Raw genomic sequence first — 25,545 nt, forward strand, 5'->3', positions numbered from 1 at the left:
CCCCCACCCGATCCCATCCCGAACTCGGAAGTGAAACGCCCCTGCGCCAATGGTACTTCGTCTTAAGACGCGGGAGAGTAGGGCGCCGCCGGGCATGAATAAGACACACAATCTCATCAAAATAAAACAGAACACCAGATCACATAAAAGCCCCCAATGCACACAGCACGGGGGCTTTTCTGCGTCTAGAGACAGACGAGGTGAGCGGAATAAGCCCGAATATCCCTCTTCAGCGGAAACATCTGATAAGTCTAAGACTCTAAAGCTGACCGCACTGGCAACTCTTCAAGAAGCAGTTTGGAACCATGTACGCCGTCGTTCTTGTCGCGCGTTGGTGCATTTCAATTGAGCTTGGGTGGAATGATCCGCCTTCTCCTCGGGCTGGGCTGCCTGCTTCCCCGGAAAACATTCTTCATTTGTCAAAGAACCCGGACTTATCCGTCTGTGATGCTGCATGGTTGGAGGATGGAGCGTGTTTTGGTCGTGGTCTATTCCCGTAATGTTCTCCTTGAGACTTTGGTGCTGGCGAGTTGGTGGTTGGAAACGGGTTCCGGTTTGCGATTGGTGTGAAGTTGGGGCTTGAGTTGGATTTGGTTTGGGCATTTGGTGGAAGGGCTGGGTTGTTGGTGTGAGCTAGCAGTGCTGGCATCTGGCCTGGCTATGCGTGTTGTTGTGTGGGGCTGGTCTTCAGGCCTTTATCCAGCTGGGAATGAGGTGAGAGCGCGGAGATCTACATAAAGCAAGAACTTCGCGTGGCATCAATAGAAGGCGTGTAGGCAAGGTTACATGGAGGGCCTGAGGGCTTAAGTACGCCATTGGATTCTGAAGGTGATGGCAGCGTGCATGGGATTTGCTTGGAGGAAACGAGCATTGCCAACGTGTCCGTGCGAGTAAACTGCCAGATCGCAGGAGCACCCTTTAGCTCCTGAACTGAGTGTGCTTCTCTTGGAGCGACGCTAAGCGCTTAGACAGCTGGTTGTGATCTGCGATTCTGCCCAGTTGGACCGCTAACATCAGCATGTACGGTAGATGGGCGAGACCAGTGCGAGGCACGTGCTGCTGGTTCTTGGAGAGAAGGACGACATTCCTGAAAGATTGAAGATGTGATGTTATCAAAATGCCAGTCCGGTCGGAGGCTGGTGTAAAGAGGCCTGCAGGTAAAAGAGGACGGCTGACTCGGTTGCAGTTAAGCAGGGGAGCAGGTACCGGCCGTGCTGCAACCTGCGAGGCTGTGATCGGTTGCGTGAACGAACCTGCAACAGTCATCATGCACCTTTTTGAGGATCAATGCAGCTTTGCGTTGCTATGTGCGTTCGTTTGAAAGATTTGCGTTCCAACTGCGTTGATCGGTTGGGAATGTGTGTGCCTGAGCAACAGAAGAAGCTCTGTTGAGTTGACGGGATGAGTGCCGGACAGGAGGACTATGCAGGTAAATGAACCGTTTGTTCAGGCTGACAGTTTTGCACCGTGAATTAAGTTATCCCCGTACCTTGCCGTCAGGTTCTCATGAGCCTCTATAACTGTGCGGTGATATAGCGGGAATAACTGGCAGAAAGACAAGGTTGGTCTGTGAGAACACAAGCCCAGTTGAGAGGGCATGTAAGCTAGTGAATGTTGAACTCATAGTCCCAGGCACTGGCGATCCTGTCTGCTGAGACTTATCCTCTTTGCTCCTGCCACCAGAACTCTACCATCTGTGATGTACTCACAGTCGTCAGCCTGTGTAACGGCGAGGACTGACATCGGCATCAAGGCTGTGCCGATTAGAGTGCTCCCCTCAGGCTGCTGCCGCTGCAGATTCTGACCGTAGTCAACATCCGGCGCAATACTGCGCAATAGAGGGGTCGTGTCAGTAATCACGAGGCGCCCATCCCAGAGCGCCCCGCTTGCCTCTTCTCCCGTTACCCAAACATATCCGTGGTAATCCCGGCGTACCAACCCAAACTTTCCTCATAAGTCTGTTTGCGCAGGGCGTCGTCCTCGTTGTTTTGGGAGATGAAGCCGTCCACCTTAGCGATCTTCTCATCAGTGGCCACGTAGCTTGCCCCCACTTTCACGCCGTTGTCCGTGGAGATCAGAGACCAGCAGGTGTTGGAGAAGCGTGGTTTGAAGGCGCGGGAGCTGGTCAGTGCATGGCGGATGGCCATGGCGGCGGCTTTGGCCTGGCTGTTGGCGGAATAGGCGGACTTGGGCATGTCGCCGTTCTGGGTCGCATCGCCAAGCACGTGAATGTTTTCATCCATCTGGCTCTGCAGTGTTGCCGGAACGATTGGGCACCAGCCCTTCTCATTGGTCAGACCAGCCTGCTGTGCAATGCTGCCAGCCTGCATCGGTGGAATCACGTTCACCACATCCGCTTTGACGGTCTCATCCTCCATCACCACTTCCATGGTGGCGGGATCAACGCGCTGCACACCGCCGGTGAACTCATCCGTCAGCCAGTCGACCATTCCGGGATAGTGTGTCTCCCAGCCTTCCATGAACAGACCCTGCTTGGAGAACTTCTCTTTTGGATCAAGAATGAGGATCTTGGCGGTTGGATTACGCTGCTTCAGCACATGGGCGACCATAGAGATGCGCTCATAAGGGCCGGGAGGGCAGCGGTACGGGTTAGGCGGCGCAACCATGGCGAAGGTTCCACCCTCTGGCATGGCCTCAATCTGAGCCTTCAGCAACTGGGTCTGCGTACCGGCTTTGTAGGCGTGAGGCATTTTGGTCTGCGCAGTCACATCCCAGCCTTCAATGGAATCTTTGATAAAGTCGATACCAGGCGACAGAACCAACCGATCGTAGGAAATCGCATCGCCGCCTGCAAGACGGACTTCCTTTTTCTCCCGGTCAACGGCAGAGGCCCAGTCGTGCACGACAGTCACGCCATACTCGCTTGCCAGCTTTCCGTAGGAATGTGCCAGATTGGACATGGGCTGGAAGCCGCCAATGGCAAGGTTGGAGAAGAAGCAGGTGTAATAGGTGCGGGAAGGCTCGATCAGGATCACTTCAATCGCGCCTTTGGAATCCTTGGCGATATAGCGTGCAGCTGTTGCCCCGCCAGCACCGCCGCCAACAATGACGACACGTGGTCGCTTTTGCCCCAAAGCCATCGGGGAGGACAAGAGCGCTGCACCGGCAGCAGCTGTTCCCAGAAAACGACGTCGGTTCAAAATCATAAGTCAATTCCTCCCTAAAAATATTGGTAGCACCCGCTGTTAAATGGGCGAGTGCCTTAATCCAGGCCCTTGAAATAAGCCGCCAGAGCCGCGATCTCCTCCTCTGAGAGCCGCTTGGCGATCATCTGCATAACGGGATGGGGCCGGTGTCCTTTCTTATAAGCGCGCAAAGCAATCACAAAATCCGGTTGCGGCCAGCCTGTGATAGCAGGGATCCCTTTGTCTGCTCCGCTGGACTGATGGCAACTGGTACATTCAGAAGAAAGATACTCGCCATATTCCGCATCTCCGTCCAGATAAGCTTCCTCATGAATGCTCGGGGCATCCTGTTTCAAAAGGCTGGCAGATGCTTCTGGAATGTTAGCCGGGCTGACGGAGAACTGGCGCAAGTAAGCAAGAAGATCTGAGCGATCCTTCTCTTTTCTCATGCCCCGGTAATTCATACGCGTGCCCGAAACCAGGTTCTTCGGATTTTGAATGTAAATGTTCAGCGTGTCGATGTTCCAGCGCAGGCCATCTGCTCCGGCGCGTTTCATGGCTTTGGAGTATTTGGCGCCTTCAATGCTGGCAGCCTTGCGGTCAAATACCCCATTCAGATGAGGCCCGATGCGGTTCTTGGCATCCTTGCCAACATCATGACAGCGCAGGCAGGCGTTGAACAGGCGCTCACCACGCGCAACATCCTGCGCAGAGGCAATAGATATCGCCCCTGACAGGAAACCAAGCGCAACGAGGCTGGAGGCTGCGAACCTGCGAAAACTGGCAGGAGTTTTTGTGTGCAGGGCACGCAGCACTGAGAGTGGGAAGCAGTTTGCTACACTCGGGGATATAGCAAACTGCTTCAAGAGAGCAGGTATCGTGGCTCTCATTGGGAGTGGCTCTTCAGGAACTCAATGAGCGCAACGCGGTCTTTCTCCTTCTTAAGGCCGGCAAACGACATCTTTGTCCCTTTCACAAATTTCTTCGGCTTGGTCAGGAAGGCATCCAGATTTTCATCGGACCAGACAAGACCGTCCCCATTGAGCTGTTTCAGCGCCTTGGAATACTTGAAGCCGGAAACCACAGCCGCCTGCTGACCGATAATGTCGTTCAGGATCGGCCCGACCTTGTTCTTGGCTTTCTCTCCAACCTGATGGCAGGCTCTACACTTCTTGAAGACTTTAGCGCCTTGCTTGATGAGCGCCTCATCAAGGGCCACTGGTTCTGGTGCAGGAGCAGGTTCGGCAGCCTGTGCTGGCTCTGCTGAGGCAACCTCTTCAGCTTTGGGGGCTTCAGGTGCTGCTGCAGCTTCCTCTGCGGCCTTGGTTTCTTCCGGTGTCACATCCAGAACCTGAGCCCGCGCGGTGATCTTCACCTCCGCTTTACAGTCCTTCATGCAGACTTCGCGTTTTTTGAAGACAGGCGACTCCTCACGATCGTCCATGTAAAACCCGTCTTCATTGGGCAGGCGAACGGAGGTGAAGTTCTCTTTGCTCAGTTCAAAGTCATCCTCCACCAGATCATTGGCATAAAGCAGGAAGGCGGTGATGGCGTAAACTTCATCCGGCTTGAGCGATTGCGCTTCGCCAAACGGCATGGCGCGGTTCACGTAATCGAACACGGTGGACAGGTATGGCCAATAAGAGCCGATGGTTTTAACCGGTCGCTCAGAGGTCAGCGTGCCGTCACCGCCAGAAAGCACCGGCCAGCGATCAACACCCTCGGCAAAGTCACCGTGGCAGACAGCGCAGCGTTCAGCGAAAATCTCTTCGCCTTGCTCCACGTTTCCGCGCCCGGCAGGCAAACCCTGTCCATCAGGACGCACGTCGATGTTCCAGGCCGCCACCTCAGCAGGGGTTGCTGCACGGCCAAGATTGAAGGAACCAGCTGTCGCAGCTGAGGTGAGCAACAGCGTTCCTGTTGCCAGAACACTAAGAAATTTCAACATTTTCCGCCTCACCATTTTCGCCAACGTACCAGGTGTGGATTCCGTTGTTGTGGTAGATGGAGTTTTCGCCGCGAACAGCGCGAAGCTCATCTTTTGTTGGCTGTACGTAGCCGGTGGAATCGTGCGCGCGGGATTGCAGCAGTAGTGGCTTTCCATCCCAGTCAAACTCAAAATAGAAGCGATGCATGGACTTGTCGAAGCTTGGGCCGTCCATTCTGGCTGCATGCCAGTTCTTGCCGCCGTCCAGCGTAATGTCCACCCGTGGAATGGTGCCGCGCCCGGACCATGCCAGACCGGAGATGATGGTGTGACCGCTCTTGTGCAGGATAGGGGCCTGCGGGCTTGGGTTGGTGATGACGGACTTACAGTCCATTTCCCAGGTAAACCGTCGCGCCTTACCGTTCTCCATCAGATCAGTGTACTTGGAGGTCTCTTCGCGGTGGTGCCATGGCTCATCGCCCACCTCGATGCGACGCAGCCACTTGATCCACATGTTGCCTTCCCAACCCGGAACCACCAGACGCAACGGATAACCTTGCTCAGGGCGCAGCGCTTCACCGTTCATCTTGAAGGCGACCAGACAGTCGTCGAGTGCTTTCTGCAAAGGAATGGAGCGGGTCATGGCAGAGGCATCAGCGCCTTCCGGCATCAGCCACTTGGCGTTGGTCTTCAGCCCGGCTTCTTCCAGCAGCAACCGCAAAGGAACGCCGGTGTACATCACGTTATGGATCATGCCATGCGTGAACTGACAGCCATTGAGCTGAGCGCCGCGCCATTCCATGCCGGAGTTGGCAGCGCATTCCAGAAAGTACACCCGGTTCTCACGCGGAAAGCGCAGGATGTCTTCCATGGTGAAGACAAGTTCCTTGTCCACCAGACCGTTGATCATCAGGCGGTGCTGTGCCGGATCAACATGCGCCACCCCGCCGTGGTGGCGTTCAAAGCACAGGCCGTTCGGGGTGATGATGCCGTCCAGCTCGTGCAACGGGGTGAAGTTGATGGAACTGACGCGATCAGCGGTGAGCCATTCCACGGTGCGCCGCTTCACATGCGCCTCAAACTTGGAGGGCATGCCATAAGGCATTGCATCCACACCATCGCCCAGCTCCTGCATCCAGGGCTGTAGATTGGTAATGGCCGGATCATCAGCCCGGGCCGGAAGCGCAGCGCCAGTCAAGGCAGCTCCACTCAGCAAGGCCCCGCCTTTCAGGAGGTTTCGGCGGGTAGGTGACTTTAGTCTTTCACTCATGTCAATTACTCGTCATCTCAAAATCTAAAGGTGCTCGCCTCACACGCCTGTGACGCGAACTGTAGAGTTGGGGTCCATTGTGATGGTGCCTTTGCGGCTGATGTAATCTTCAACCACCTGCCAGATCTCAGGGCCTTCCGTGTCCTCTCCAACAGAGGCCCAGCCCGAAACCACGTAGGTCTTGGCAGGATCAATGGTCTCGCCGGTCTTCAGCAGCGTCATGTTGGAAACGCGCTCACCCACGGGCTTGGAAACGTCGATGGAGTAGCCCATGCCGCCCACACGCACCATGTCGCCACCCTGCTGGTAATACGGATCTGGGTTGAACAGGTTGTCGGCCACGTCCTCTAAAATTTCATGCAGGTATTGACCGGTCATCTCGGTGCGATACGCATTCGGATAGGTCATGCTGGTGGCGTTGTGGATGTCTTCGCGGGTGATGTTGTCGCCCGGCAGCAGGGATGGTCCCCAGCGGAAGCCCGGAGACAGGGCGATATCCGCATCCCGCTCCTCAATCAGCGCCTGACAGATCAGATCATCCCACGTGCCGTTGAAGTTACCGCGGCGATAAAGCAGGCTGTCGGTGGTGCCGATGACTTCTTCCAGCTCCTCCTTGAACGGCGCCCGCTCTTTCTCAATCAGAGCTGCCATCTCAGGATCTGGATCGATCACATCGGAGAACACCGGGATCAGCTTGTAGGTGAAGTCCTTGATGCCGTTCTTGTCCACGTCCAGATCCAGGCGGGAGACAAATTTGCCGTTGGAACCAGACGCGATGATCATGGTCTTACCGACTTTCACCGGCTCCGGCACCGCATCATGAGTGTGACCGCTCAGGATCACATCAATGCCGGAAACCTGCTGCGCCACCTTGCGGTCCACGTCAAAGCCGTTGTGGCTGAGCAAGACAACAACATCAGCGCCTTCCTGCTTCACTTCCTCCACCATCTCCTGAATCCGCGCCTCGCGAATACCGAAGGAAAGGTTCGGGAACATCCAGCCCGGATTGGCAATCGGCATGTACGGGAAGGCCTGACCAATCACGGCAACCTTGGCTCCGCCACGCTCGAAAATCTTGTAGGGCTCGAATGCCGGTTCGTCCCACTCACTGTCAAAGATGTTGGCCCCCAGGAACGGGAAGGGCAGCTCTTCAACGATCTCGTTCACCCGATCAATGCCGTAGGTGAACTCCCAGTGCGAGGTCATCGCATCCGGGTTCAACGCGTTCATCAGGTTCACCATGTCCTGACCATCCGTCTTCAGCGCTGTCATGGAACCGTGCCAGGTATCCCCACCATCCAAAAACAGCGCATCCGGACGCTCCGAGCGGATCGCCTTCACGATGGTGGACACCCGGTCCAGCCCGCCCATCTTGCCGTAGCTGCGGGCCAGTGAGACAAAGTCTTCAGAGGTCAGCGCATAAGCTTCCGGTGTGCCGGTCTGGTAGTTGAACGCATTCAGAAGATCTTGCCCGGTGATATGAGGCAGCAAACCTTTCTGCGCACCCACACCAATGTTCACGGAGGGCTCGCGGAACCAGATCGGCTTCACCTGCGCATGACAATCCGTAAAGTGGATGATGGTCACATTGCCGGTGGTTTTGAAGTCCAGAAGTTGGTTCTGCGTCAGGGCCTGACGCGCGGCCAGAACTGGAAAATTACCAGCCCCAAAAATCGCGGCTGCAGCGACACCAGCCTGCAAGAAATCACGGCGCGAGATCATCTCCGCACCCTCCGTAGGTTATATGAATTTCGAAAATTGTTTTAGATCAGGAGGTTGCTGCGTATGAGCAACCTCCAAAATCGCTTAGTTACGAACGGATGGGGTTTCGACTGAAAGTCCCATTCCGCGAGAAGCCACGTAAGCTTCCAAGGCAATAAACTCATCACTGCCGCGCTTGTAAGGTTCAGCACGCACCTGATCCATACAGCCTTTGAAGCGGCGGTGAATGGAGCCCAGACCACCCCATTTAAGGCGATACACCGGGAAACCGTTGATCTGTCCCTGACTCAAATGGTCAGCGCGGATCATGTTGCCGTAATTGTCTTCATGGCAGTTGGCACAAGCCATATTCAGCAGGCCAACCCGGGTGTAGTAAAGCTCTTCACCCTTCTTGATCCAATCAGCCATCGGGCCATCGGTCTCCAAAGCAACCGGCATGCCGCGGGATTGCAACCCGATCATGGCCGTCATCGCCAGCATCTCGGCGCTTTCCCATTTCCATGGTTCGGCTCCCTGATGCGTTTCGATGGAGGCATTGATCAGCATTTCCATCGTGGCAGGTTTGCCCATCTCGTCATTCCAGCGCGGCAGCTTGGTGCGCAAACCAGCAAAGCTGTCTGCATCCCCATGACAGTCCGCGCAGGACTTGTTGGATGTTCCGGCAGGTGTCTCCCAAATCTCCTCAGCATACTCAATGGCCACAAACGCAGGATTCTCAAAGTCATCCATCTGCAGCGCCTGAGTTTCAGCGGAGCGGAACCGCCAGCCGGAAATGATCTCGTCCAGCGGATGGTCATCCGCTGCGACTGCTGTTGTTGCTATGGTCTCCCCGTCGATGACAAGTTCGCGTCCGTCATCGGCAAGTGCAGCTGTGCTAAGTACGCCACAGAGAAGCCCCCCAGCGAGTATAGAAACCGTCCTTTTCATACCCTTCTCCTCCCAAAGAATGGCTCGTTAGGCTACCGTGATCTTCTTTTCCAAGTCGTAGACGGAGCCATCATCATCAGTCCATTCAAAGCGAACTGAACCGGACTCTGGTACCCGCATCTGAAATTCGATGTAGGGGTTTGCAGAGACGGATGGCTCAATGTTTGCCATGAACACTGGCTCACCATTAAAGGTGGCCGCAAACTTATTGATGATCTTCCGAGGAATGGCCTCGCCAGTTTTCTTGTCCTTGCGTTGACCGGATTCCATTGGGTGCGAGATCAGTGTCTTGATGGTCACGACCTCGTTGGCGCTTGCCTTCTTAGGCACTTTTACGCGTGGTTTAACCTTTGCCATGTTGTTTTCCCGATGCCTTTCTGATTAACCGCCACAGCCACCAATGGTGACTTTGACACTGCGCTTGGTTGTGATGGCAGAACCGTCCTGCATCTTCGCAACAGCGATAATGTCCTGTGTTTTCGCAAGGCGAATACGGGTCTTGGCTTCCTGCGCACCGGAAAGAGCGCTGAAGTGGAAGGTCGCAACACCCGGGCTTGGGTTGCCAGCTGCAAGCAGCATGATGGAGGCAGCACCCGGCGCGGAGACTTCAATCGGAACAGTGTTTCCGTTCTCAGCAATCTCTGGTGCGCCAATGGTGATGTCACCGCTTCCTGGCGTTGCACCGCCGGTGAACTCCAGAATTGCATCTTCAACAGCTTTGCCTGCTGCGAAAGCTGGCGCGGTAAAGCGCAGTGTCGTTAGGGCTGCTGCGCCTCCTACTGCAAGACCAAGCGCTTCACGTCTGGTAACAGTCATTTTCAAAAAGTCCTCCTTGGAGCGTATCGCCGGAAAGCGCGAAGAATGGTTCGGCAAACGATACGCTTGAGCAATAATTTTGAGTGTGGTGCGCGACCGCTCAGGACCGCAGCACACCCAGGGCAATCCTGCCTATTCCTTCAAGGTCGCCAGATAAGCGACGATGTCTTCAACTTGTTCGGCTGAAAGAATTGTCTTTCCCGCAAACTTCTTTGCCACGCGGTTCAAACCATCGGTCTTGTAGAAGGCAGGCATGATCGTCGCGTCCCCGAAGACTTCCTTCGAGTTGATAACAATCGCCCGCAGTTCTGCTTCGGTATAGGTGTCTCCGATACCCTCAAGGTACGGACCTATCTCTCCGTGGAACTGCTCTTCAGCAAGATCATCATTGGCGTGGCAGGCAAGGCAATTACCCAGCTTGCGATTGGCGAACCATTCCCGTCCTTTGGCCGGATCACCTGCAACACCGGTCAAGGAGACCGGCACTGCTGCCTCGACAAATTGAACGTCACCTGGAGCAACAACCCCGGCAACGGCACTCCCAGAAATTAGCAGCGTTGCAGCCGCTATAGTTTTGGCAATCGCCTTCATTGCTCCCTCCCAATTACAGCGATTCAATATTTTTATGCTACTCAGGTACGTAGAAACACTCAACTTAAAATTCACATAATTGAATATGTTAATATATGAACCTTAGTCTAACTAATTGAGTGAAAACGCTATTCTGAGGCTGCTTTTTGTTTCAAAAATTCACGTGCATGAAATTTTTGAAAATGTTCGTCGCCCTCATAGCCCTTCTGTTTGACCCAGCGGAGCATGTTCAGCGTGGTCCATTTGCCAAAGGAGCCCGGCATGGTCTGCACGGATGCAGTGCCTGCTGTCTTGCCGTCCTCCACCTCTTCAGGCAGGAACAGGAAGGTCGGGGTGAACACAACGCCCCATCTGCGGGCGATGTTTTTTTCGGTTTGAACTTCCCCATCGAAGTCCGTCACCTCTTCGTCGCCAAACAGGTTCATCTGCACCACAAAGTAGTTGTCTTCGATGAACTTGCGAACCTCCCCGTCGCTGAAGACATTCTCATGCAAACGCGAGCAGTAGATGCAGCCGCGTTGCTCAAAGAGAATAACCATGCGTTTGCCTTCCTCATTGGCAGCGGCAAGGTCTTCTCTCAGGTCTTTGAAGGTAAGGCGGAGCCATGGCTGTTTGTGAAGACCGTCCTCTCCAACCTCAGCAAAGCTCATAGTCATGCTGGCGAATACCATCGCAGCAGCAAGCACAAATTTCTTAAGCATCGATCCCTCCCATAACGTACCTGTCCGCAAGACCCGGCAGGGTCTCAGAAACAGATACGCCTCAGCTTAAAGATGTCAGTCCTGGCGCATACTCGATCATTTGCTCTGCAATCCAGGAAACGGTGTTCGTCCCAATCAACACCGCGAAAACAATCAAAAGAACGCCCATGCCTTTTTCGATTGCACCGAGATACTTCCGAAAACGGCCCATGAAGCTCAAAAATGGTTTTGAAAATACAGCTGCCAGAATGAACGGCAGTGTCATGCCAACACCATAAGCAAACAGCAGCAACATGCCCTGCGAAACGTCATCACTGGCACCGGCGGTAAACAAAATGGTTGCCAGAACAGGACCAACACACGGGGTCCAGCCAAAGGCAAAAGCCAGACCGACGAGATACGCGCCGATGATTCCCGCAGGGGCAGAAGAGCTGTCCAATCGGGCTTCTCTCAGCAGCAGATTGAGCCGGATGATACCGACAAAATGCAGCCCTAAAATAAAGATCACCGCCGCCGCGATGTACCGCAGCACATCAAACCAGTCACGCAGCAGTTGACCGAAAACAGTCGCCGTCGCACCAAGGCCAACGAAGATTGTGAGGATGCCTGCAGCAAAGAAAAACGACGTAAAAACAACGCGTCGTTGAATGGCAGGCGTAACCCCATCACCGGAAAGTTCGTTCATTCCAATGCCGGCAATGTAGCAAAGGTAGAACGGAACAATGGGCAAAATACAGGGCGAGAGAAACGAGAGAAGACCCGCACTTCCCGCAGCGATTATAGTTAGATCTGGATACATATGGGCACTTGCTAAAAACACATTCTATTATTAGAATATTTAGATATCATAGATTTTAAATTGTCAATCGTGGATATCATGAGCAATTTTGGTTGGATCTCATTTGTCATTCTCGCCCTTACATTCAGCAGTGCTCAGGCAGCCAGCGCAGACACAAAACTGCTGCTGGTAGAGGATGAAATCTGTCCTTGGTGTGAGCGCTGGGAAGATGAAATCGGTGGTGCCTATAGCAAAACAGAGGAGGGGCAAAAGGCCCCTTTGATGCGCATGGACATCGATGATCCGCTCCCAAAGGGCGTGTCGCTGAAAAGCAAAGCGCGCTTCACGCCAACCTTTATTCTTTTGATTGACGGTGCCGAAGTCCAGCGGATTGAAGGCTACCCGGGAGAAGACTTCTTCTACCCCGCCCTGAACCAGATGCTTCAGTCAGCTCAATAACAATATTGAAAAGAATTTCATCTTCCCCGGACAAGTCCGGGGCTCTATTCAGTTGGGAGAACTCCATGAAATCATTCATCACAGGGGCGGCTTTGCTTGTCATGACCGCAGGTTTCAGCGTTGCGCAGGCAGAAGATGAATCTGCCTTTGTCAGCTTCAAATCTCTGAAGCCGGAAATAGCAATGAAGCTTGCAGTCGCCACTATGGAAGCCTGCCGTGAAGGTGGCTATCAGATCTCTGCTGTCGTAGTGGACCGCTTCGGCCAGACACAGTCAGCCATTCGCGACCGCTACGCTGGTGTCCACACCGTCAACACAGCACGCGGTAAAGCATGGACAGCAGTCAGCTTCCGCGGTTCCACTCTGGAAATTCAGGAAGAGATCAAGGCTGGCAACCTCTCCGCGGGCTTGCGTGACATTCCGGGTGCCGTTGCGCTGGGTGGAGGTCTTCCGATCGAATCTGCCGGAGCTATCGTTGGGGGAATTGGTGTTTCCGGAGCACCCTCTCCAAAAATTGATGAAGAATGTGCCCAAAGTGGCCTAGAGGAAATCTCGGATTTGCTCGACTTCTAAGAGGTATTCGCAGTGCAATGGTTGAAAAACGATTGCATTCAGCGTATGCCACCACTCAATAGGTGTGCTCCAGGGTCAGCTTTAATTTTTTCAACTATAGCTGACCTTGCTCATTCCGTTCCGAATGTTGTGCAGGATCTGGTTTAATGGCTATACCCATGATCGAACGTGGGATGAAAGAAGAAGACATCGAACGCATGGTCAACCATGCCAAGGATGCAACTGATTTCCTGAAAGCATTGACACACGAAGGCCGATTGATGATCCTGTGTCATCTCGTTACCGGCGAAAAGTCAGTAACAGAGCTGGAGCAGCTTCTGTCGTCTCGTCAGTCTGCGGTCAGTCAACAGCTTGCACGATTACGCTTGGACGGTCTGGTAAATTGCCGAAGGGACGGAAAGGCAGTCTATTACAGCCTCAAAGATGAGCGCGCACAAAGGGTCCTGGACCTGATTTTCGAGTTGTTCTGCGCCGAAGAAAACAACGACAACAAGTAATAATTGAAGCTCCGGTGTTTTGGTCTTGGGAGGGATCAAATGTCCGAGGATATTCTGGCGGCACTCGCAGGCCTTGCGGGTGGTGTTCTGCTTGGCCTTGCTGCACGACTGGGCCGCTTTTGCACACTTGGCGCAATTGAAGACGCACTCTACGGCAAAGAATGGCTGCGCATGCGCATGTGGGCCTTCGCCATTGCCACCTCCATCGCATCCACATTTCTGCTGGCAGATCAGGGCTTGATTGCACTGGACCAGACCATCTACCTCACCCAAAGCTGGAACCCGCTGGCATGCATCGTCGGTGGCCTGATGTTCGGCTACGGCATGGCCATCGCAGGCTCCTGCGGCTACGGCGCTTTGGCCCGTCTTGGCGGCGGTGATATGCGCTACTTCGTGCTCTCACTGGTCATCGCCATCTCAGCGGCCATGGCCGTCGGTGGACCAACCGCTTACTTGCGTGTCCTCCTGTTTCCGGTTGAGACCGCAGAAGCAAGCACCACTGGCATCGCCCACGTTCTGGCAGAAAAACTGGCTCTCTCCGAACTTACTATCGCCCTTGTGGTCGCAGGAGCCATTGCCCTGTTCGCCATCGGCAGCAAAGAGTTCCTCAAGAGCCCCCGCGCCATCATTTCCTCCCTGGCCGTCGCCTTCGCGATCCTCCTCGGCTGGGTCGCGACTAGCTATCTGTTTGAGGAAAGCTTTGAGGAAATCCGCGTCGCCAGCCATTCCTTTACGGTCCCGGTAGGCGATACCCTCATGTATCTCATGACAGCATCCGGTGGCGGCCTGTCTTTCGCCGTTGGCTCTGTCGTTGGCGTCCTCAGCGGCGCCTTCCTCGGCTCCCTCATCAAAGGTCACTTCAGATGGGAAGCCTGTGACGACCCGCGCGAACTCCGCCGCCAGATCCTCGGTGGTTTCCTGATGGGAACCGGCGGTGTGATCGCTCTGGGCTGCACAATCGGGCAGGGCATCTCTGCCTTCTCCACGCTCGCCGTCAGCGCCCCAGTCGTGATGCTCTCTATCATCGCTGGAGCCGCAATCGGATTGCGCCAGCTGGTTGTCGGCTTCCAGTTTGCCTTCTGGAAACAGCAATCTTGACGTAGGTACGCCAGCCACTTGTGCACAAAGCTGCCCTTGAAGTAAGGCGGCTAAGACACACAGTGCACAAATTATAGATTTTACCTCTGGTTGCTGCTTAATCCCGCATATTTTGCTTGAGTTTGGCGGAGATTATCGCAATATTTCGCGCTGGCCACTTCGGTGTATCTACACGTCCTCGCATTTTGCTTTGCGAACTTAGACAGGACCTCTCAACGCCTACAGGAAACAACTATGACACGACCGACCAACGAAGCTCTGATTATGATTGATATTCAGAACGATTTCTGTTCGGGCGGAGCTCTGGCTGTTGAACACGGCGAGCAGATCGTCCCCCTTGTCAATGAGCTGCAAAATGAGTTTGCCGTCAAAGTCCTCACACAGGACTGGCACCCGCAGGAACATAAGTCCTTCGCGGATAATCACGAGGGCAAACAGCCCTACGAAATGACTGAAATGCCGTACGGCCCGCAAGTCCTCTGGCCAAGCCATTGCGTGCAGGGCACCCAGGGCGCTGCGTTCCACAAAGACCTGAAAACCGACGGTGCCGACCTTGTCGTCCGCAAAGGCTTCCGCCCACACATCGACAGCTACTCCGCATTCTTCGAGAATGACCACACCACCTCTACAGGCCTGTCCGGATACCTGCGCGAGCGCGGTGTCGACACGCTGCACATGGTTGGTTTGGCTACCGATTTCTGCGTGCGCTTTTCTGCGGTAGATGCGGCCAAGCAGGGCTTCAACGTTATCGTCCATCTGGATGCCTGCCGAGCGATTGACCTGAATGGCTCCCTCAAAGAGGCCTTGGACGAAATGCAAAGCCACGGCGTCAAGTTTTCCGGCGAGATGGTTGCACAATGATCGATATTGCCTCCCGCGTTTACAATCACAACTGGAAGATCGACCCGATTGTTCGTTCTCTGATCGACACCGACTTTTACAAGCTGCTCATGGCGCAGTCGGTGTTTTTGAACAAGCCGAACACACAGGTCACCTTCAGCCTCATCAACCGCGCGCAGCACATCCCGCTGGCAAAGCTCATTGATGAGAAGGAACTCCGCGATCAGCTGGATCACATCCGCACGCTCTCCCTGTCTCGTGGTGAGAGCACATGGCTGCGCGGTAACATGTTCTACGGCAAGCGCTCCATGTTCCGCGCCGAGTTCGTGGAGTGGTTCGAAAACCTCCGCCTGCCGCCTTATCACCTGGAAGTCAAAGACGACCAGTACGAACTGACTTTTGAAGGCGACTGGCCTGCTGTCATGCTTTGGGAAGTCCCGGCTCTGGCTGTCCTTATGGAGTTGCGCTCCCGGGCCGTACTGAAAAACATGGGTCGGTTCGAGCTGCAGGTTCTCTACGCCCGCGCCATGACCAAGCTCTGGGAAAAGGTCGAGTGCCTGCGCAAGATCGATGACTTGTCTCTGGCAGACTTCGGCACACGCCGCCGTCACTCCTTTCTGTGGCAGGACTGGTGCGTGCAGGCCATGATGGAAGGCCTCGGCAAGAAGTTTGTCGGCACCTCTAACTGCCTGATCGCAATGCGCCGCGAAGTGGAAGCTATCGGCACCAACGCCCATGAGCTGCCAATGGTCTATTCTGCACTGGCGGAAACCGATGAAGAGCTGGCCGAAGCACCGTTTCAGGTTCTCAAAGACTGGCAGGAAGAGCACGACGGCAACCTCCGTATCATCCTGCCAGATACCTATGGTACAGAAGGTTTCCTTGAGCGCGCGCCAAGCTGGCTATCTTCCTGGACTGGCATTCGTATCGACAGCGGCGACCCCGTCAAAGGCGCAGAAGCGGCCATCAAATGGTGGGAAGCTTGCGGCGAAGACCCAACCAGAAAGCGCGTGATCTTCTCTGATGGTCTCGATGAAGGCATGATTGCTCACCTGCAGCGGAAGTTCCACGGACGCGTGCGTTGCAGCTTCGGTTGGGGCACGATGCTCACCAACGACTTCCGCGGTCTTGTGCCTGACGATGCCTTGGCACCGTTCTCTCTTGTTTGTAAAGCTGTCTCAGTGAATGGCAAACCAACGGTGAAACTTTCCGATAACCCCAACAAGGCCATGGGCCCAAGGGAAGAAATCGACCGCTACAAGCGCGTTTTCGGGGTGGGAGAGCAAAAGCGCCAGAAGGTCCTTGTCTGACCCCGCCTGTATTAGACAGCGCTTAAAATAATCCAATTGCATAGTTTCCCTATGCGTAAACTCTGTGTAGCATGCGTCACGCAGCACAGTTTATACGTGTGGGGGAGCGACAAAGATGAGAAGATGGAACGGTTGGGGCGATGACACGCACCAGGCGGAGCTGGCGGATTTTGCTAAAGCCTTGATTGCAGAGCTTTTAGGCGAAACCAAGCCTCTACCGGATGCCAGCTTGCAAGAGGCACTTGAACGCGTTCCTCCTTCTCGCGCACCCGATCATCCCTTACTGGACACGTCTTCTGAGACCCGCATCAGACATGCAGCAGGCCAGAGTTTTCCTGACTGGCTGCAAATGCGCAGCGGTGCGTTTGAAAACATTCCGGATGCAGTGGCATTCCCGGAAACCTCTCAGCAGGTGCGTGACCTCATGGCGTGGGCGGCGCAGCAGGATCTCATCCTGGTTCCCTATGGCGGTGGAACCTCTGTGGCAGGCCATCTGGCATGTCCCGTCAGTGAGAAGCCGCAGATCACCGTTGCGCTCACCCGCATGAACCGCCTGCTGGACTTCGACAAGGAAAGCCAGATCGCCACCTTCGGGGCAGGCGTGCGCGGACCAGATCTGGAAGCACAACTGGCGGCCATCGGTTACACCCTCGGCCACTTCCCGCAAAGCTTCGAACTTTCTACGGCAGGTGGTTGGGTGGTTACGCGCTCCTCCGGCCAGCAATCCTTGCGCTACGGGCGTATCGAGCAGCTCTTTGCTGGCGGCTCACTGGAAACTCCAAAAGGCACGCTGGAAATCCCAAGCCTTCCAGCCTCCTCAGCTGGTCCTGACCTGCGAGAAATGGTTCTCGGCTCAGAAGGCACTCTTGGCATCCTCACGGAAGTAAAATTGCGCGTCACGCCTCTGGCTGAGACGGAGCAGTTCTATACGGTTTTCATGCCGGATTGGGAAAGCGGAGTGGCTGCCATTCAGGCAATCACGCAAGGCCGCATCCCGCTCTCCATGATGCGCCTGAGCAATGCCACGGAAACTGACGTCAGCCTGAAACTGGCTGTGCCGGAAAAGAAGCTCTCCAAGCTCAACATGCTTTTCAAATTGAAGGGCCTCACGGACCAGAAGTGCATGCTTACCTTTGGCCTGACGGGCTCAAAGAAGCAGGTTGCCGCCAATCAAAAGCTTGCGACCGCTTATCTCAAACAACACGGGGCGAAGCGTATCCTCTCCAAGATGCTGGGTGACAAATGGAAGGAAGGTCGCTTCAAAGGCCCATACCTGCGCCACCCACTGTGGGAGCATGGCGTTGGTGTTGATACCTTCGAGACTGCCATGGATTGGTCAGCCTTGCGCCCGTACATCAACGTGATTGAGCAGAAAGTCACCAGTGCATTGAAAAAGCAGGGCATTCCTGTGTTTGCCTTCACGCACCTGTCTCACGTCTACCCGCAGGGCTCCAGCGCTTACACCACCTATCTGTTTCCGGTTGCCAGCACCTATGAAGAGACATTGGAGCGCTGGAAGATCATCAAGAAAGTGGCTTCAGAAACTGTGGTAGCTCATGGGGGAACCATCAGTCACCAGCACGGCGTAGGCCGTGACCATGCACCATATCTGCCAGCAGAAAAAGGCGAGTTGGGCATGAGCGCTCTTAAGGCCCTGAGCAAGAACTTCGATCCGGATCAGCGCATGAATCCGGGTGTTCTGATCGCTTCAGAAATGGCAAGCAGCACCGAACCTGCGTAGCTCTCAAAACAAGAGGAGGGAGCAATGGGGAATATGAGGCAAGTGAGCCGGCAGGAAAAGCTGGCATCTGTGACAGAGCGTGGCAAGCCTTGGGACATGGTGGTCGTCGGCGGCGGCATCACCGGTGCCGGTGTTGCGTTGATGGCTGCCAGAGCTGACCTTGATGTACTGCTTCTGGAACAGAAGGATTATGCATGGGGCACCTCCAGCCGTTCCTCCAAAATGGTTCATGGCGGCCTTCGATATCTGTCTCAGGGAGAGTTCAGGCTAGCGCGTGAATCCGTGCGTGAGCGCGAAAAACTGCTGAAGGAAGCACCGGGTCTCATTGAGCCAATGAGCTACCTCTTTCCCTTCCGTGAAAAGCAGTTTCCAACCCGCCGGGCCTTCTCCGTTCTCCTCAACATCTACGGTTACTTCGCCAAAAAGCGGGACCACAAATATCTGGACCGCGACCAGACCATTGCCGCGCTGCCGGGCCTCAATGAGGAAGGACTGCTCGGATCGGCCCAATATACCGATGCTCTCACAGACGACAGCCGCCTTGTACTGCGCGTTCTCGCTGATGCCAGAAGAAGCGGAGCGACCACGCTCAACTACGCCGCTGTAAAGATGATCCATAGTGAGGGAGAAGAACCGAAAGTCCTTGAGGTACAGGATCAGGAAACCCGCGAAGTCTTTGCCATCTCGACCAAAACCGTAGTCAACGCAACTGGTGTGTGGGCAGATGAATTGCGCGCCCAGCTCGGGCAAGACAAGCGTATACGTCCTTTACGCGGTAGCCATATCATTGTGCCGTCATGGCGTATGCCGGTGCACCAATGCCTGACCTATCTGCACCCGCAGGACAAGCGCGGCGTCTTCATCTACCCATGGCAGGGCCGTACCGTGATCGGCACAACAGATCTGGACCACTCAGAAAACCTTGATCTGGAAGCTGCAATCACACCAGAAGAAGTCGCCTATCTTCTGAAAGGTGCCAACCACAACTTCCCCGGTGCCAAGCTCTCAGAGGTGGACATCATCTCCACGTGGTCCGGTGTCCGGCCCATCGTGGGCAATGAAGGTGTGGACCCGAAAGAACTGCATCCGTCCAAAGCCAAGCGCGATCATGTTGTTTGGGACGATAACGGCACCATCACCGTCACAGGCGGAAAACTCACCACCTTCCGCGTGATGGCCGGACAGGTACTAGAAGCCTGCGCGGAGTACCTCAATGCACCCGACACCTCAGCCGCGAGTGATTATGTGTTCACTCCTGAAGGAGAGACCGTTGACGATGCCCTTTGCGCTGATCTACCAGATGCAGAACTGAACCGGCTCAAAGGCTACTATGGCTCTGATTTGCCTGCACTTATTGCAGCAACGTCCAAGGCAGATTTCTCTCTCATTTGCGGTAGTAACCGCCTATGGGCAGAACTGGAGTGGGCGATAATGCATGAAGAAGTCGTGCATCTGGACGATCTCCTTTTGCGCCGCACGCGAATTGGCTTAGTGTTGAAAGAGGGCGGAGCCGCACTGGTACAAGAGCTGGAAACGCGGCTGAGAGATAAACTGGGGTGGTCCATGGACAAATGGCAGGATGAGTGGTCGCGATACACGCAGATTTGGCGGGATCACTACAGCTTGCCATTGCCACAGGTACCAAAGCAGCTGGAAGCGGTGCATGAGGTGGTGGCAGGATGACGGAAACACTCCTCGCCATCGATTGCGGCAGCCAAAGCATCCGCGCCTTACTCTTTGCACCGGATGGCACGCTACTCTCCAAAGTGCAAAAGCCCATCACGGATTACCGAAGCGATAACCCCGGCTGGTCGGAGATTGACCCGGTTATCCTGTGGGAGCTGCTGGGCCGCTGCTGCCGTGAGCTGTGGGACAGAGGCGCAGACTCCGCCGCCGTTAAAGCCATGAGCGTGACCACACAACGCGGCACTCAGATTGCTGTCGATGAACGCGGCATCCCTCTGCGCCCTGCCATCACATGGATGGACGAGCGTATCGAAGACCAGCAAAAGCCGCTCCCATGGCTCTGGAAGACCATCTTCGGCATTGCTGGCCTGTCCCGCTCCATCAAGAGCGTACGCAGCGAGTGTGAGGTCAACTGGATCGCTGTAAACCAGCCTGGAATCTGGAAGAAGACCTACAAGTTCCTGCAGGTTTCCGGCTATCTCAACTACAAGCTGACAGACCTGTTTCGCGACTCCACTGGCGCGCAGGTTGGTTACATCCCATTCGACTACAAGAAGCAGCAATGGGCCAATGCCAACCACTTCCTCTGGAAGCTTTTTGCCTTCAAACGCATTCAGTTACCAGAGCTGATCGAGCCCGGCAAACCAATCGGTTACGTCAGCGAAGAAGCCGCCCAGCACACCGGCCTGCCGGAAGGACTACCCGTCATCTCAGCCGCCGCTGACAAAGCCTGCGAAGTTGTTGGCTGCGGTGCCGTGGACGCCTCCGTCGGCTGCCTCAGCTACGGCACGCGTGCAACAGCAACCATTCACTCCAGGAAATACTTCGAGGTCGAGCGCCCCTTGCCAGCCTATGCCGGTGGTATCCCTCGCATGTTCACTCCAGAGGCTTCAGTTATCCTCGGCTATTGGATGGTCAATTGGTTCAAAGAAGAGTTTGGCCACCCGGAGCAGGAAAAAGCCCGCGAGATCGGCAGCCCGGTGGAAGTCTTCTTCGACGACCTGCTCAACAGCACACCGCCCGGGTCACACGGCCTGACACTGTTGCCCAAATGGGGCCGCGACAATGGCCGTTCCACACCTGTGAAAGGCGCCATCATCGGATTTGGAGACGTGCACACCAGAGGCCACATCTACCGAGCAATCATCGAAGGCATTACGCTGGAACTGCGCCGCGGCCTGAAGCGGATTGAGCGCAAAAGTGGTGAGAAGATCAAGGTCTTGCGCGTCTCCGGCGGTGGGTCCCAATCCGATGCCATCATGCAGATCACAGCTGACATCTTCGGCCTGCCAACCGAGCGCCCACACACTTTCGAAACCGCAGGTTTGGGCGCTGCCATCGCAGCGAGCGTCGGCGCTGGCATCCACCCGGATTTCACGCAGGCCATGCAAGCCATGACGCGCCAGAACGAGGTGTTTGAGCCAGACCCGAAAACTGTTGAGCTCTACAAACAACTGTTCGAGGAAGTCTACCTGCCCATGCCGCGCAGACTGGCTCCCCTCAACAAAGCTCTCCGACGAATTACCGGTTAGGCAACATCGCTCTTCGGCTGCGAGGATGCTGGCACCACACCAGCTTTCGCCAGTGCCTGAACGCGCTTAGATGCCACGATTTCCTTTTTATTTGCAAAGACTTCGTGGTTCTGTGAGATCTTCTGCAGGTCATACAGATAGTTGACCATCACACCCGCCGATTGCTTATTACCATTCTCTGAAGTGTCCGCACTCACATGCACATCATGCACCAGCGCACCGTTGTAAAGGTGGAACCGCGCCACTGGATCATAAGGCATATCCCCTCTGCGTTTGCCTTCAAGAAGGTAGTAGGCTGCCAACTCCTTCAGGGCTGCATCGTTCTGCGGAATGTCGATCTCCTGCTCTTTGGCCCACTTGCAGAAGGTTGGCAGAGGAGACAGTGTGACGAACGTCTTCAACTGGCTCAGCTCTCGTGAAAGGTCCTGAACCACTTGCTTAATCAAAGAGTTACCAAAGGAAACGCCCGCCAGCCCGCTCTGACAATTGGAGATCGAGTAGAAGACCGCCGTATCCACCTCATCAACCGGCACAATATCCCGCTCCTCAGCAAGCACGCCCTGAATGGAGGAGGGGATGCCCTTGGTCAGCGCCACTTCCACAAAGATCAGCGGTTCATCTGGGAGGGAAGGATGGAAGAACGCAAAGCAGCGCCGGTCTTCCGGCTGCAGGCGGCGGCGTAAATCATCCCAGCTATCAATGGCATGCACGGCCTCATAAGCGATGATCTTCTCTAAAATCTGCGCTGGGCTGTCCCAACTGATGGGCCGCAACACCAGAAAACCCCGGTTGAACCACGAATTAAACAGGTGCCGGAAGTCCACGTCCGTGCGGGCTAGATTCGGCTTGTCTTTCATGAAACCGAGCAGATCCTTGCGCATATGCACCAGCTGATGTGTCGCTCCGGGCACCTGATTAAGACGCCGCGCCAGCTCCTGCCTCTTCGGCTCCGCAGCCTCCACCAGCTTGCGGTAGTTCGCTTCCGTCCGCTCTGTTTTATAAGAGGAAACAACGTTTTCCAGCTGGTCTGGATCTATATCCATCTCACTGTTCAGAAACTCAAAAAACGCCCGTTTTCCCTCAGTATCTGTCGTGGCGTAGCCATCCAGAATCTCGTGGGCGATGGCCGCGCCAGAAACATCTCCCTGACTGCTCATCAAGGCATTGCAAAGCTCGGTAAGCGGACGTTCATCCCGCTTGCCCATAAAAACATAACGACGATCAAAAAGGGTAGAAAGCAAATCTGCCAGCAGGCTCATGGTAGGGCGTCCTGTAGTTGCGCAGCGCAAAGTGCATCAGAAAATCGCCGGAAGCCTAACAAGGGACTGCTACGAACGGAATGCAACAAACAGCTTAACAATGAAGTGATCCCTAATAGCACCGTGACATCTGTAAATGAGCTGCAACTGTGCTTAACTGGGGACCATTGGATGATGGAGGGATCAGTGAAGATCAACGGTGACTTTTCAAAGCGAGTGGTGGAGTTCAGTGACGATATTCCTTGGGTCGCGTCCCCGATGAAAGGCGTTGATCGCCGACCACTTGATCGCCTGGGCGAAGAAGTTGCTCGTGCGACCACCGTTGTTCGCTTCGCCCCCGGCAGCCACTTCTCTGAGCACGTCCACACCGGCGGGGAAGAGTTCTTTGTTCTTGCGGGAGTATTTCAGGATGAGCATGGGGATTTCCCAGCAGGTTCCTACATCCGCAACCCACCAGAATCCAAACACACGCCAGCCTCTGAACCCGGCTGCACCATCCTCGTCAAGCTCTGGCAGTTCGACCTTGCTGACCGCACCCATGTGCGCGTGGACACCAACAAGCTTGGCCGCGTTGACGATGCTACACGCGAAGGCGTTGCGGTCTCCCCGTTGTTTCAGGACGAGCGTGAGAACGTTCGCATGGAACACTGGCAGGCAGGGGCAAGCCATTCTGTGAAAGCGGAAGGTGGTGCGGAAATCTTCGTGCTGGAAGGGGCTATCACAGAAGCTGGAGAGCAGTTGCCCAAGCATGCCTGGCTTCGTGTTCCGATTGGCTATAACCTCAACATCACCGCTGGAGAGAATGGTGCCAAACTCTGGATCAAGTCTGGACACCTTCCCTATGTAACAGCTCCCCATGGGGAGTAACTGTGCAGTCTAAAGCTGTTCCTGAAGCCAAAGACGGCTGCTTTCCTCCAGTGTACTACGGCCTGACAGAATGTTTGCCACGTGTTCTGGAAAGGAAGAAAGCTCATAGCGCAGCGTGTATTCCAGCTGCCCTTGCTCCCTGTCAGGATGCCACGTCACCTGCTGCACAGCTGGCGTGCTGCCATCCAAAACCGCTGGCTTTTCCAACCATGGCAGCGCAGAAAGTGTTGTTTCTTCAGAGAGTTTGATCGTGGGTGAGGCATCCTGTGCCACATCCAGTCGCTGTGAGACCTGCGTCGAGATCGGCAGAGTCCAAAGCACAGCAAGGAACCATAGCAGAGCAGGGACACGCACCACTTCGACGTATCGCAGCTGAAACTTCCCTTCCAGAAACTGTGAGATCATCACCAATCCTGCCAGAATGAGCAGAACCCCAAACGCAAGTGCGCGGGCACTCAGCTGCGGGGAAAGGAAAATGAACATGGTCACCAGCAACACCAGCAGCGCAAACGATACACCGCAATAAATCTTCGTGGTTGAAGACACGACTGGATCAAACTTAGGACGGTTGGAGACGCCGGTTTTCTGCAGTTTGTTGGAGACACGCCGCCGATCTTCTGGCCGCCAGCCAGTTGGTTTGAACCACAAACGAACCTTGTCCCACCAGCTTTCTGTATGCAGGCTGTCGCGGAACAGCATAGACCAGTGCTGCAGGTTGGCTTTCACCGGGTTCCATGTTTTCAGCGGTGTTGTGGTGCCATAATGGCAAGGATGTTCAGAGACTTCCGGCTGCCAACTGCCGAACATCCGATCCCAGATTACCAATGTGCCGCCGAAGTTCTTATCGATGTAAATCGGGTTCTTGGCGTGGTGGACACGATGGCTGGAGGGCGTGGAAAACACCCCTTCCATCAGGGGGATACGGTCAATGGCCTGCGTATGCAGCCAGAACTGATAGGCTTTGAGCAGCATAAACTGAACAAGGAACACTTCCGGCGGGCAACCAAGGAAGGCCAGAGGCAGATAGAAGACCCAGGAAAACGCATACTGAAACGCGCTCTGCCGCAGGGCTGTGGTCAGGTTATACTCCTCACTCTGGTGATGCCCCACATGAGCGCCCCAAAGGAAGTTGTAGGTGTGGGCAATGCGGTGGAACCAATAATAACAAAAGTCCACGCCAAAGAAGAAGACCACCCATGTGACCCAGCTGGCTGAACCAAAGTCAAACAGCCGGTACGAGGACCAGGCCCATATAAATACCGAGAATGTAAAGGTTTTCAGCAGCGCATCTGAAACCAGCAGGCAGATGCCCATGGAGAGGCTGGCGATGTTGTCGCTAAACCGGTGTAAGTCCCGTCCGTTCAGGCGCAGATAGGCATACTCAATCAGCATAAAAAACAGAAACAGCGGAATAGCCAGCGCTGTTATGTTGTACTCTGCCATTTTATTCCCCCTCGCACAGCGTCTTAAGAACAACCGCGCAACAAAAAAGCGTAGAGCTGCTGGCCTGTTTCTGCAGAGTGAGGTCTGCAAAGGCTCTTATGTTGACTTTAACGTAAAGGCAGAGAGAGGGGCTGACAACACAATTCTGAGGCTTTCAGCAGTGTGCAATCTGCAGGTTTTCTTAGGAAATTTCGGAGTTTTACGCAGAACTAACATAAATGATTGTTGTTCAACATATTGATATAATTAAACTAATGAAAATGACAGTGCGGCAACTGAGCGCATTTTGAATATTTTTTCTGCAAATGATTTTTTTTGCGTTAAAAGTGACAATTACAGGGTAGGGCCTGCCTTGTTGGCTAG

General features: G+C 54.7%; 23 protein-coding genes and 1 rRNA gene. 11 read left to right on the top strand and 13 right to left on the bottom strand.

Annotated elements, in window-relative coordinates; genetic code table 11:
* Positions 1-94 (top strand): 5S ribosomal RNA (gene rrf, locus AC3CB2_RS00005); the annotation flags it as partial.
* A gap of 1,807 nt (positions 95-1,901) precedes the next feature.
* Here the strand turns inward: rrf and AC3CB2_RS00010 are convergent.
* The 11 genes from AC3CB2_RS00010 to AC3CB2_RS00060 form a co-directional block, all read right to left on the bottom strand.
* Positions 1,902-3,167, bottom strand: coding sequence for an FCSD flavin-binding domain-containing protein (locus AC3CB2_RS00010; protein ID WP_352931723.1), 1,266 nt, complete (start codon positions 3,165-3,167; stop codon positions 1,902-1,904).
* A 56-nt stretch (positions 3,168-3,223) separates the two neighbouring features.
* Positions 3,224-4,036: a c-type cytochrome gene (locus AC3CB2_RS00015; RefSeq protein ID WP_208609027.1), complete on the bottom strand. Its 813-nt coding sequence runs from the start codon at positions 4,034-4,036 to the stop codon at positions 3,224-3,226.
* Positions 4,033-5,094, bottom strand: a complete 1,062-nt coding sequence (locus tag AC3CB2_RS00020; protein WP_352931721.1) for a c-type cytochrome — start codon at positions 5,092-5,094, stop codon at positions 4,033-4,035. Before AC3CB2_RS00020 ends, AC3CB2_RS00015 begins: the two co-directional genes overlap by 4 nt.
* A complete protein-coding gene (soxC, locus tag AC3CB2_RS00025; RefSeq protein ID WP_083841552.1) occupies positions 5,078-6,343 on the bottom strand; it encodes a sulfite dehydrogenase in 1,266 nt (421 codons plus the stop codon). The genes AC3CB2_RS00020 and soxC overlap by 17 nt, the downstream gene beginning before the upstream one ends.
* 39 nt (positions 6,344-6,382) lie before the next feature.
* Positions 6,383-8,065, bottom strand: a complete 1,683-nt coding sequence (gene soxB, locus AC3CB2_RS00030; RefSeq protein ID WP_352931718.1) for a thiosulfohydrolase SoxB — start codon at positions 8,063-8,065, stop codon at positions 6,383-6,385.
* An 84-nt stretch (positions 8,066-8,149) separates the two neighbouring features.
* Positions 8,150-8,992, bottom strand: coding sequence for a sulfur oxidation c-type cytochrome SoxA (gene soxA / locus AC3CB2_RS00035; RefSeq protein WP_008552264.1), 843 nt, complete (start codon positions 8,990-8,992; stop codon positions 8,150-8,152).
* A 27-nt stretch (positions 8,993-9,019) separates the two neighbouring features.
* Positions 9,020-9,349: a thiosulfate oxidation carrier complex protein SoxZ gene (gene soxZ / locus AC3CB2_RS00040; RefSeq protein ID WP_008552087.1), complete on the bottom strand. Its 330-nt coding sequence runs from the start codon at positions 9,347-9,349 to the stop codon at positions 9,020-9,022.
* 24 nt (positions 9,350-9,373) lie between these two features.
* Entirely contained in the window at positions 9,374-9,808 is a 435-nt protein-coding gene (gene soxY, locus AC3CB2_RS00045) for a thiosulfate oxidation carrier protein SoxY (protein ID WP_352931716.1), read from the bottom strand.
* Between the two features lie 132 nt (positions 9,809-9,940).
* Positions 9,941-10,399 carry a sulfur oxidation c-type cytochrome SoxX gene (gene soxX / locus AC3CB2_RS00050; protein ID WP_008552156.1) on the bottom strand — a complete coding sequence of 153 codons (459 nt, stop codon included), beginning with the start codon at positions 10,397-10,399 and terminating at the stop codon, positions 9,941-9,943.
* 128 nt (positions 10,400-10,527) lie between these two features.
* A complete protein-coding gene (locus AC3CB2_RS00055) occupies positions 10,528-11,100 on the bottom strand; it encodes a SoxW family protein (RefSeq protein ID WP_008552260.1) in 573 nt (190 codons plus the stop codon).
* 61 nt (positions 11,101-11,161) lie between these two features.
* Entirely contained in the window at positions 11,162-11,899 is a 738-nt protein-coding gene (locus tag AC3CB2_RS00060; protein WP_174519226.1) for a cytochrome c biogenesis CcdA family protein, read from the bottom strand.
* A 78-nt stretch (positions 11,900-11,977) separates the two neighbouring features.
* Here AC3CB2_RS00060 and AC3CB2_RS00065 point away from each other — a divergent pair, with 78 nt between their 5' ends.
* The 9 genes from AC3CB2_RS00065 (at position 11,978) to AC3CB2_RS00105 (ending at position 21,613) form a co-directional block, all read left to right on the top strand.
* Entirely contained in the window at positions 11,978-12,337 is a 360-nt protein-coding gene (locus tag AC3CB2_RS00065; RefSeq protein WP_352931713.1) for a thioredoxin family protein, read from the top strand.
* Positions 12,338-12,402: 65 nt separating this feature from the next.
* Complete coding sequence (locus AC3CB2_RS00070) at positions 12,403-12,909, top strand: GlcG/HbpS family heme-binding protein (RefSeq protein ID WP_352931711.1); 507 nt, start codon at positions 12,403-12,405, stop codon at positions 12,907-12,909.
* A gap of 146 nt (positions 12,910-13,055) precedes the next feature.
* A complete protein-coding gene (locus tag AC3CB2_RS00075; RefSeq protein WP_352931709.1) occupies positions 13,056-13,406 on the top strand; it encodes an ArsR/SmtB family transcription factor in 351 nt (116 codons plus the stop codon).
* Positions 13,407-13,445: 39 nt separating this feature from the next.
* Entirely contained in the window at positions 13,446-14,504 is a 1,059-nt protein-coding gene (locus AC3CB2_RS00080) for a YeeE/YedE family protein (RefSeq protein WP_352931707.1), read from the top strand.
* A 234-nt stretch (positions 14,505-14,738) separates the two neighbouring features.
* Positions 14,739-15,365 (top strand): bifunctional nicotinamidase/pyrazinamidase, encoded by a 627-nt coding sequence (pncA, locus tag AC3CB2_RS00085; protein WP_352931705.1) that lies wholly within the window; start codon positions 14,739-14,741, stop codon positions 15,363-15,365.
* Complete coding sequence (gene pncB / locus AC3CB2_RS00090) at positions 15,362-16,654, top strand: nicotinate phosphoribosyltransferase (RefSeq protein ID WP_352931703.1); 1,293 nt, start codon at positions 15,362-15,364, stop codon at positions 16,652-16,654. The genes pncA and pncB overlap by 4 nt, the downstream gene beginning before the upstream one ends.
* 115 nt (positions 16,655-16,769) lie before the next feature.
* The gene (locus AC3CB2_RS00095) at positions 16,770-18,395 is read left to right on the top strand and encodes an FAD-binding oxidoreductase (RefSeq protein ID WP_352931701.1); all 1,626 of its coding nucleotides are present in this window, start codon (positions 16,770-16,772) and stop codon (positions 18,393-18,395) included.
* Positions 18,396-18,419: 24 nt separating this feature from the next.
* Positions 18,420-20,078, top strand: a complete 1,659-nt coding sequence (locus tag AC3CB2_RS00100) for a glycerol-3-phosphate dehydrogenase/oxidase (RefSeq protein ID WP_352931700.1) — start codon at positions 18,420-18,422, stop codon at positions 20,076-20,078.
* On the top strand, positions 20,075-21,613 hold the full coding sequence (locus AC3CB2_RS00105) for an FGGY-family carbohydrate kinase (RefSeq protein ID WP_352931698.1): 1,539 nt from the start codon (positions 20,075-20,077) through the stop codon (positions 21,611-21,613). Before AC3CB2_RS00100 ends, AC3CB2_RS00105 begins: the two co-directional genes overlap by 4 nt.
* Here the strand turns inward: AC3CB2_RS00105 and AC3CB2_RS00110 are convergent.
* Positions 21,610-22,872: a malonyl-CoA decarboxylase gene (locus AC3CB2_RS00110; protein ID WP_352931696.1), complete on the bottom strand. Its 1,263-nt coding sequence runs from the start codon at positions 22,870-22,872 to the stop codon at positions 21,610-21,612. The genes AC3CB2_RS00105 and AC3CB2_RS00110 overlap by 4 nt on opposite strands.
* 186 nt (positions 22,873-23,058) lie before the next feature.
* Here AC3CB2_RS00110 and AC3CB2_RS00115 point away from each other — a divergent pair, with 186 nt between their 5' ends.
* A complete protein-coding gene (locus AC3CB2_RS00115) occupies positions 23,059-23,739 on the top strand; it encodes a cupin domain-containing protein (protein WP_352931791.1) in 681 nt (226 codons plus the stop codon).
* Between the two features lie 9 nt (positions 23,740-23,748).
* On the opposite strand, the gene AC3CB2_RS00120 is transcribed toward AC3CB2_RS00115, so the two are convergent.
* On the bottom strand, positions 23,749-25,182 hold the full coding sequence (locus AC3CB2_RS00120) for a sterol desaturase family protein (protein ID WP_352931694.1): 1,434 nt from the start codon (positions 25,180-25,182) through the stop codon (positions 23,749-23,751).
* Positions 25,183-25,545: the final 363 nt, after the last annotated feature.

The sequence above is a fragment of the Pseudovibrio sp. SCP20 genome (assembly GCF_057774105.1).

Excerpts from the sequence above, each read along its gene's own strand:
- AC3CB2_RS00010 (WP_352931723.1), bottom strand. The coding sequence starts at position 3,167 with ATGATTTTGAACCGACGTCGTTTTCTGGGAACAGCTGCTGCCGGTGCA.
- AC3CB2_RS00015 (WP_208609027.1), bottom strand. The coding sequence starts at position 4,036 with ATGAGAGCCACGATACCTGCTCTCTTGAAGCAGTTTGCTATATCCCCG.
- AC3CB2_RS00020 (WP_352931721.1), bottom strand. The coding sequence starts at position 5,094 with ATGTTGAAATTTCTTAGTGTTCTGGCAACAGGAACGCTGTTGCTCACC.
- soxC (WP_083841552.1), bottom strand. The coding sequence starts at position 6,343 with ATGAGTGAAAGACTAAAGTCACCTACCCGCCGAAACCTCCTGAAAGGC.
- soxB (WP_352931718.1), bottom strand. The coding sequence starts at position 8,065 with ATGATCTCGCGCCGTGATTTCTTGCAGGCTGGTGTCGCTGCAGCCGCG.
- soxA (WP_008552264.1), bottom strand. The coding sequence starts at position 8,992 with ATGAAAAGGACGGTTTCTATACTCGCTGGGGGGCTTCTCTGTGGCGTA.
- soxZ (WP_008552087.1), bottom strand. The coding sequence starts at position 9,349 with ATGGCAAAGGTTAAACCACGCGTAAAAGTGCCTAAGAAGGCAAGCGCC.
- soxY (WP_352931716.1), bottom strand. The coding sequence starts at position 9,808 with ATGACTGTTACCAGACGTGAAGCGCTTGGTCTTGCAGTAGGAGGCGCA.
- soxX (WP_008552156.1), bottom strand. The coding sequence starts at position 10,399 with ATGAAGGCGATTGCCAAAACTATAGCGGCTGCAACGCTGCTAATTTCT.
- AC3CB2_RS00055 (WP_008552260.1), bottom strand. The coding sequence starts at position 11,100 with ATGCTTAAGAAATTTGTGCTTGCTGCTGCGATGGTATTCGCCAGCATG.
- AC3CB2_RS00060 (WP_174519226.1), bottom strand. The coding sequence starts at position 11,899 with ATGTATCCAGATCTAACTATAATCGCTGCGGGAAGTGCGGGTCTTCTC.
- AC3CB2_RS00065 (WP_352931713.1), top strand. The coding sequence starts at position 11,978 with ATGAGCAATTTTGGTTGGATCTCATTTGTCATTCTCGCCCTTACATTC.
- AC3CB2_RS00070 (WP_352931711.1), top strand. The coding sequence starts at position 12,403 with ATGAAATCATTCATCACAGGGGCGGCTTTGCTTGTCATGACCGCAGGT.
- AC3CB2_RS00075 (WP_352931709.1), top strand. The coding sequence starts at position 13,056 with ATGGCTATACCCATGATCGAACGTGGGATGAAAGAAGAAGACATCGAA.
- AC3CB2_RS00080 (WP_352931707.1), top strand. The coding sequence starts at position 13,446 with ATGTCCGAGGATATTCTGGCGGCACTCGCAGGCCTTGCGGGTGGTGTT.
- pncA (WP_352931705.1), top strand. The coding sequence starts at position 14,739 with ATGACACGACCGACCAACGAAGCTCTGATTATGATTGATATTCAGAAC.
- pncB (WP_352931703.1), top strand. The coding sequence starts at position 15,362 with ATGATCGATATTGCCTCCCGCGTTTACAATCACAACTGGAAGATCGAC.
- AC3CB2_RS00095 (WP_352931701.1), top strand. The coding sequence starts at position 16,770 with ATGAGAAGATGGAACGGTTGGGGCGATGACACGCACCAGGCGGAGCTG.
- AC3CB2_RS00100 (WP_352931700.1), top strand. The coding sequence starts at position 18,420 with ATGGGGAATATGAGGCAAGTGAGCCGGCAGGAAAAGCTGGCATCTGTG.
- AC3CB2_RS00105 (WP_352931698.1), top strand. The coding sequence starts at position 20,075 with ATGACGGAAACACTCCTCGCCATCGATTGCGGCAGCCAAAGCATCCGC.
- AC3CB2_RS00110 (WP_352931696.1), bottom strand. The coding sequence starts at position 22,872 with ATGAGCCTGCTGGCAGATTTGCTTTCTACCCTTTTTGATCGTCGTTAT.
- AC3CB2_RS00120 (WP_352931694.1), bottom strand. The coding sequence starts at position 25,182 with ATGGCAGAGTACAACATAACAGCGCTGGCTATTCCGCTGTTTCTGTTT.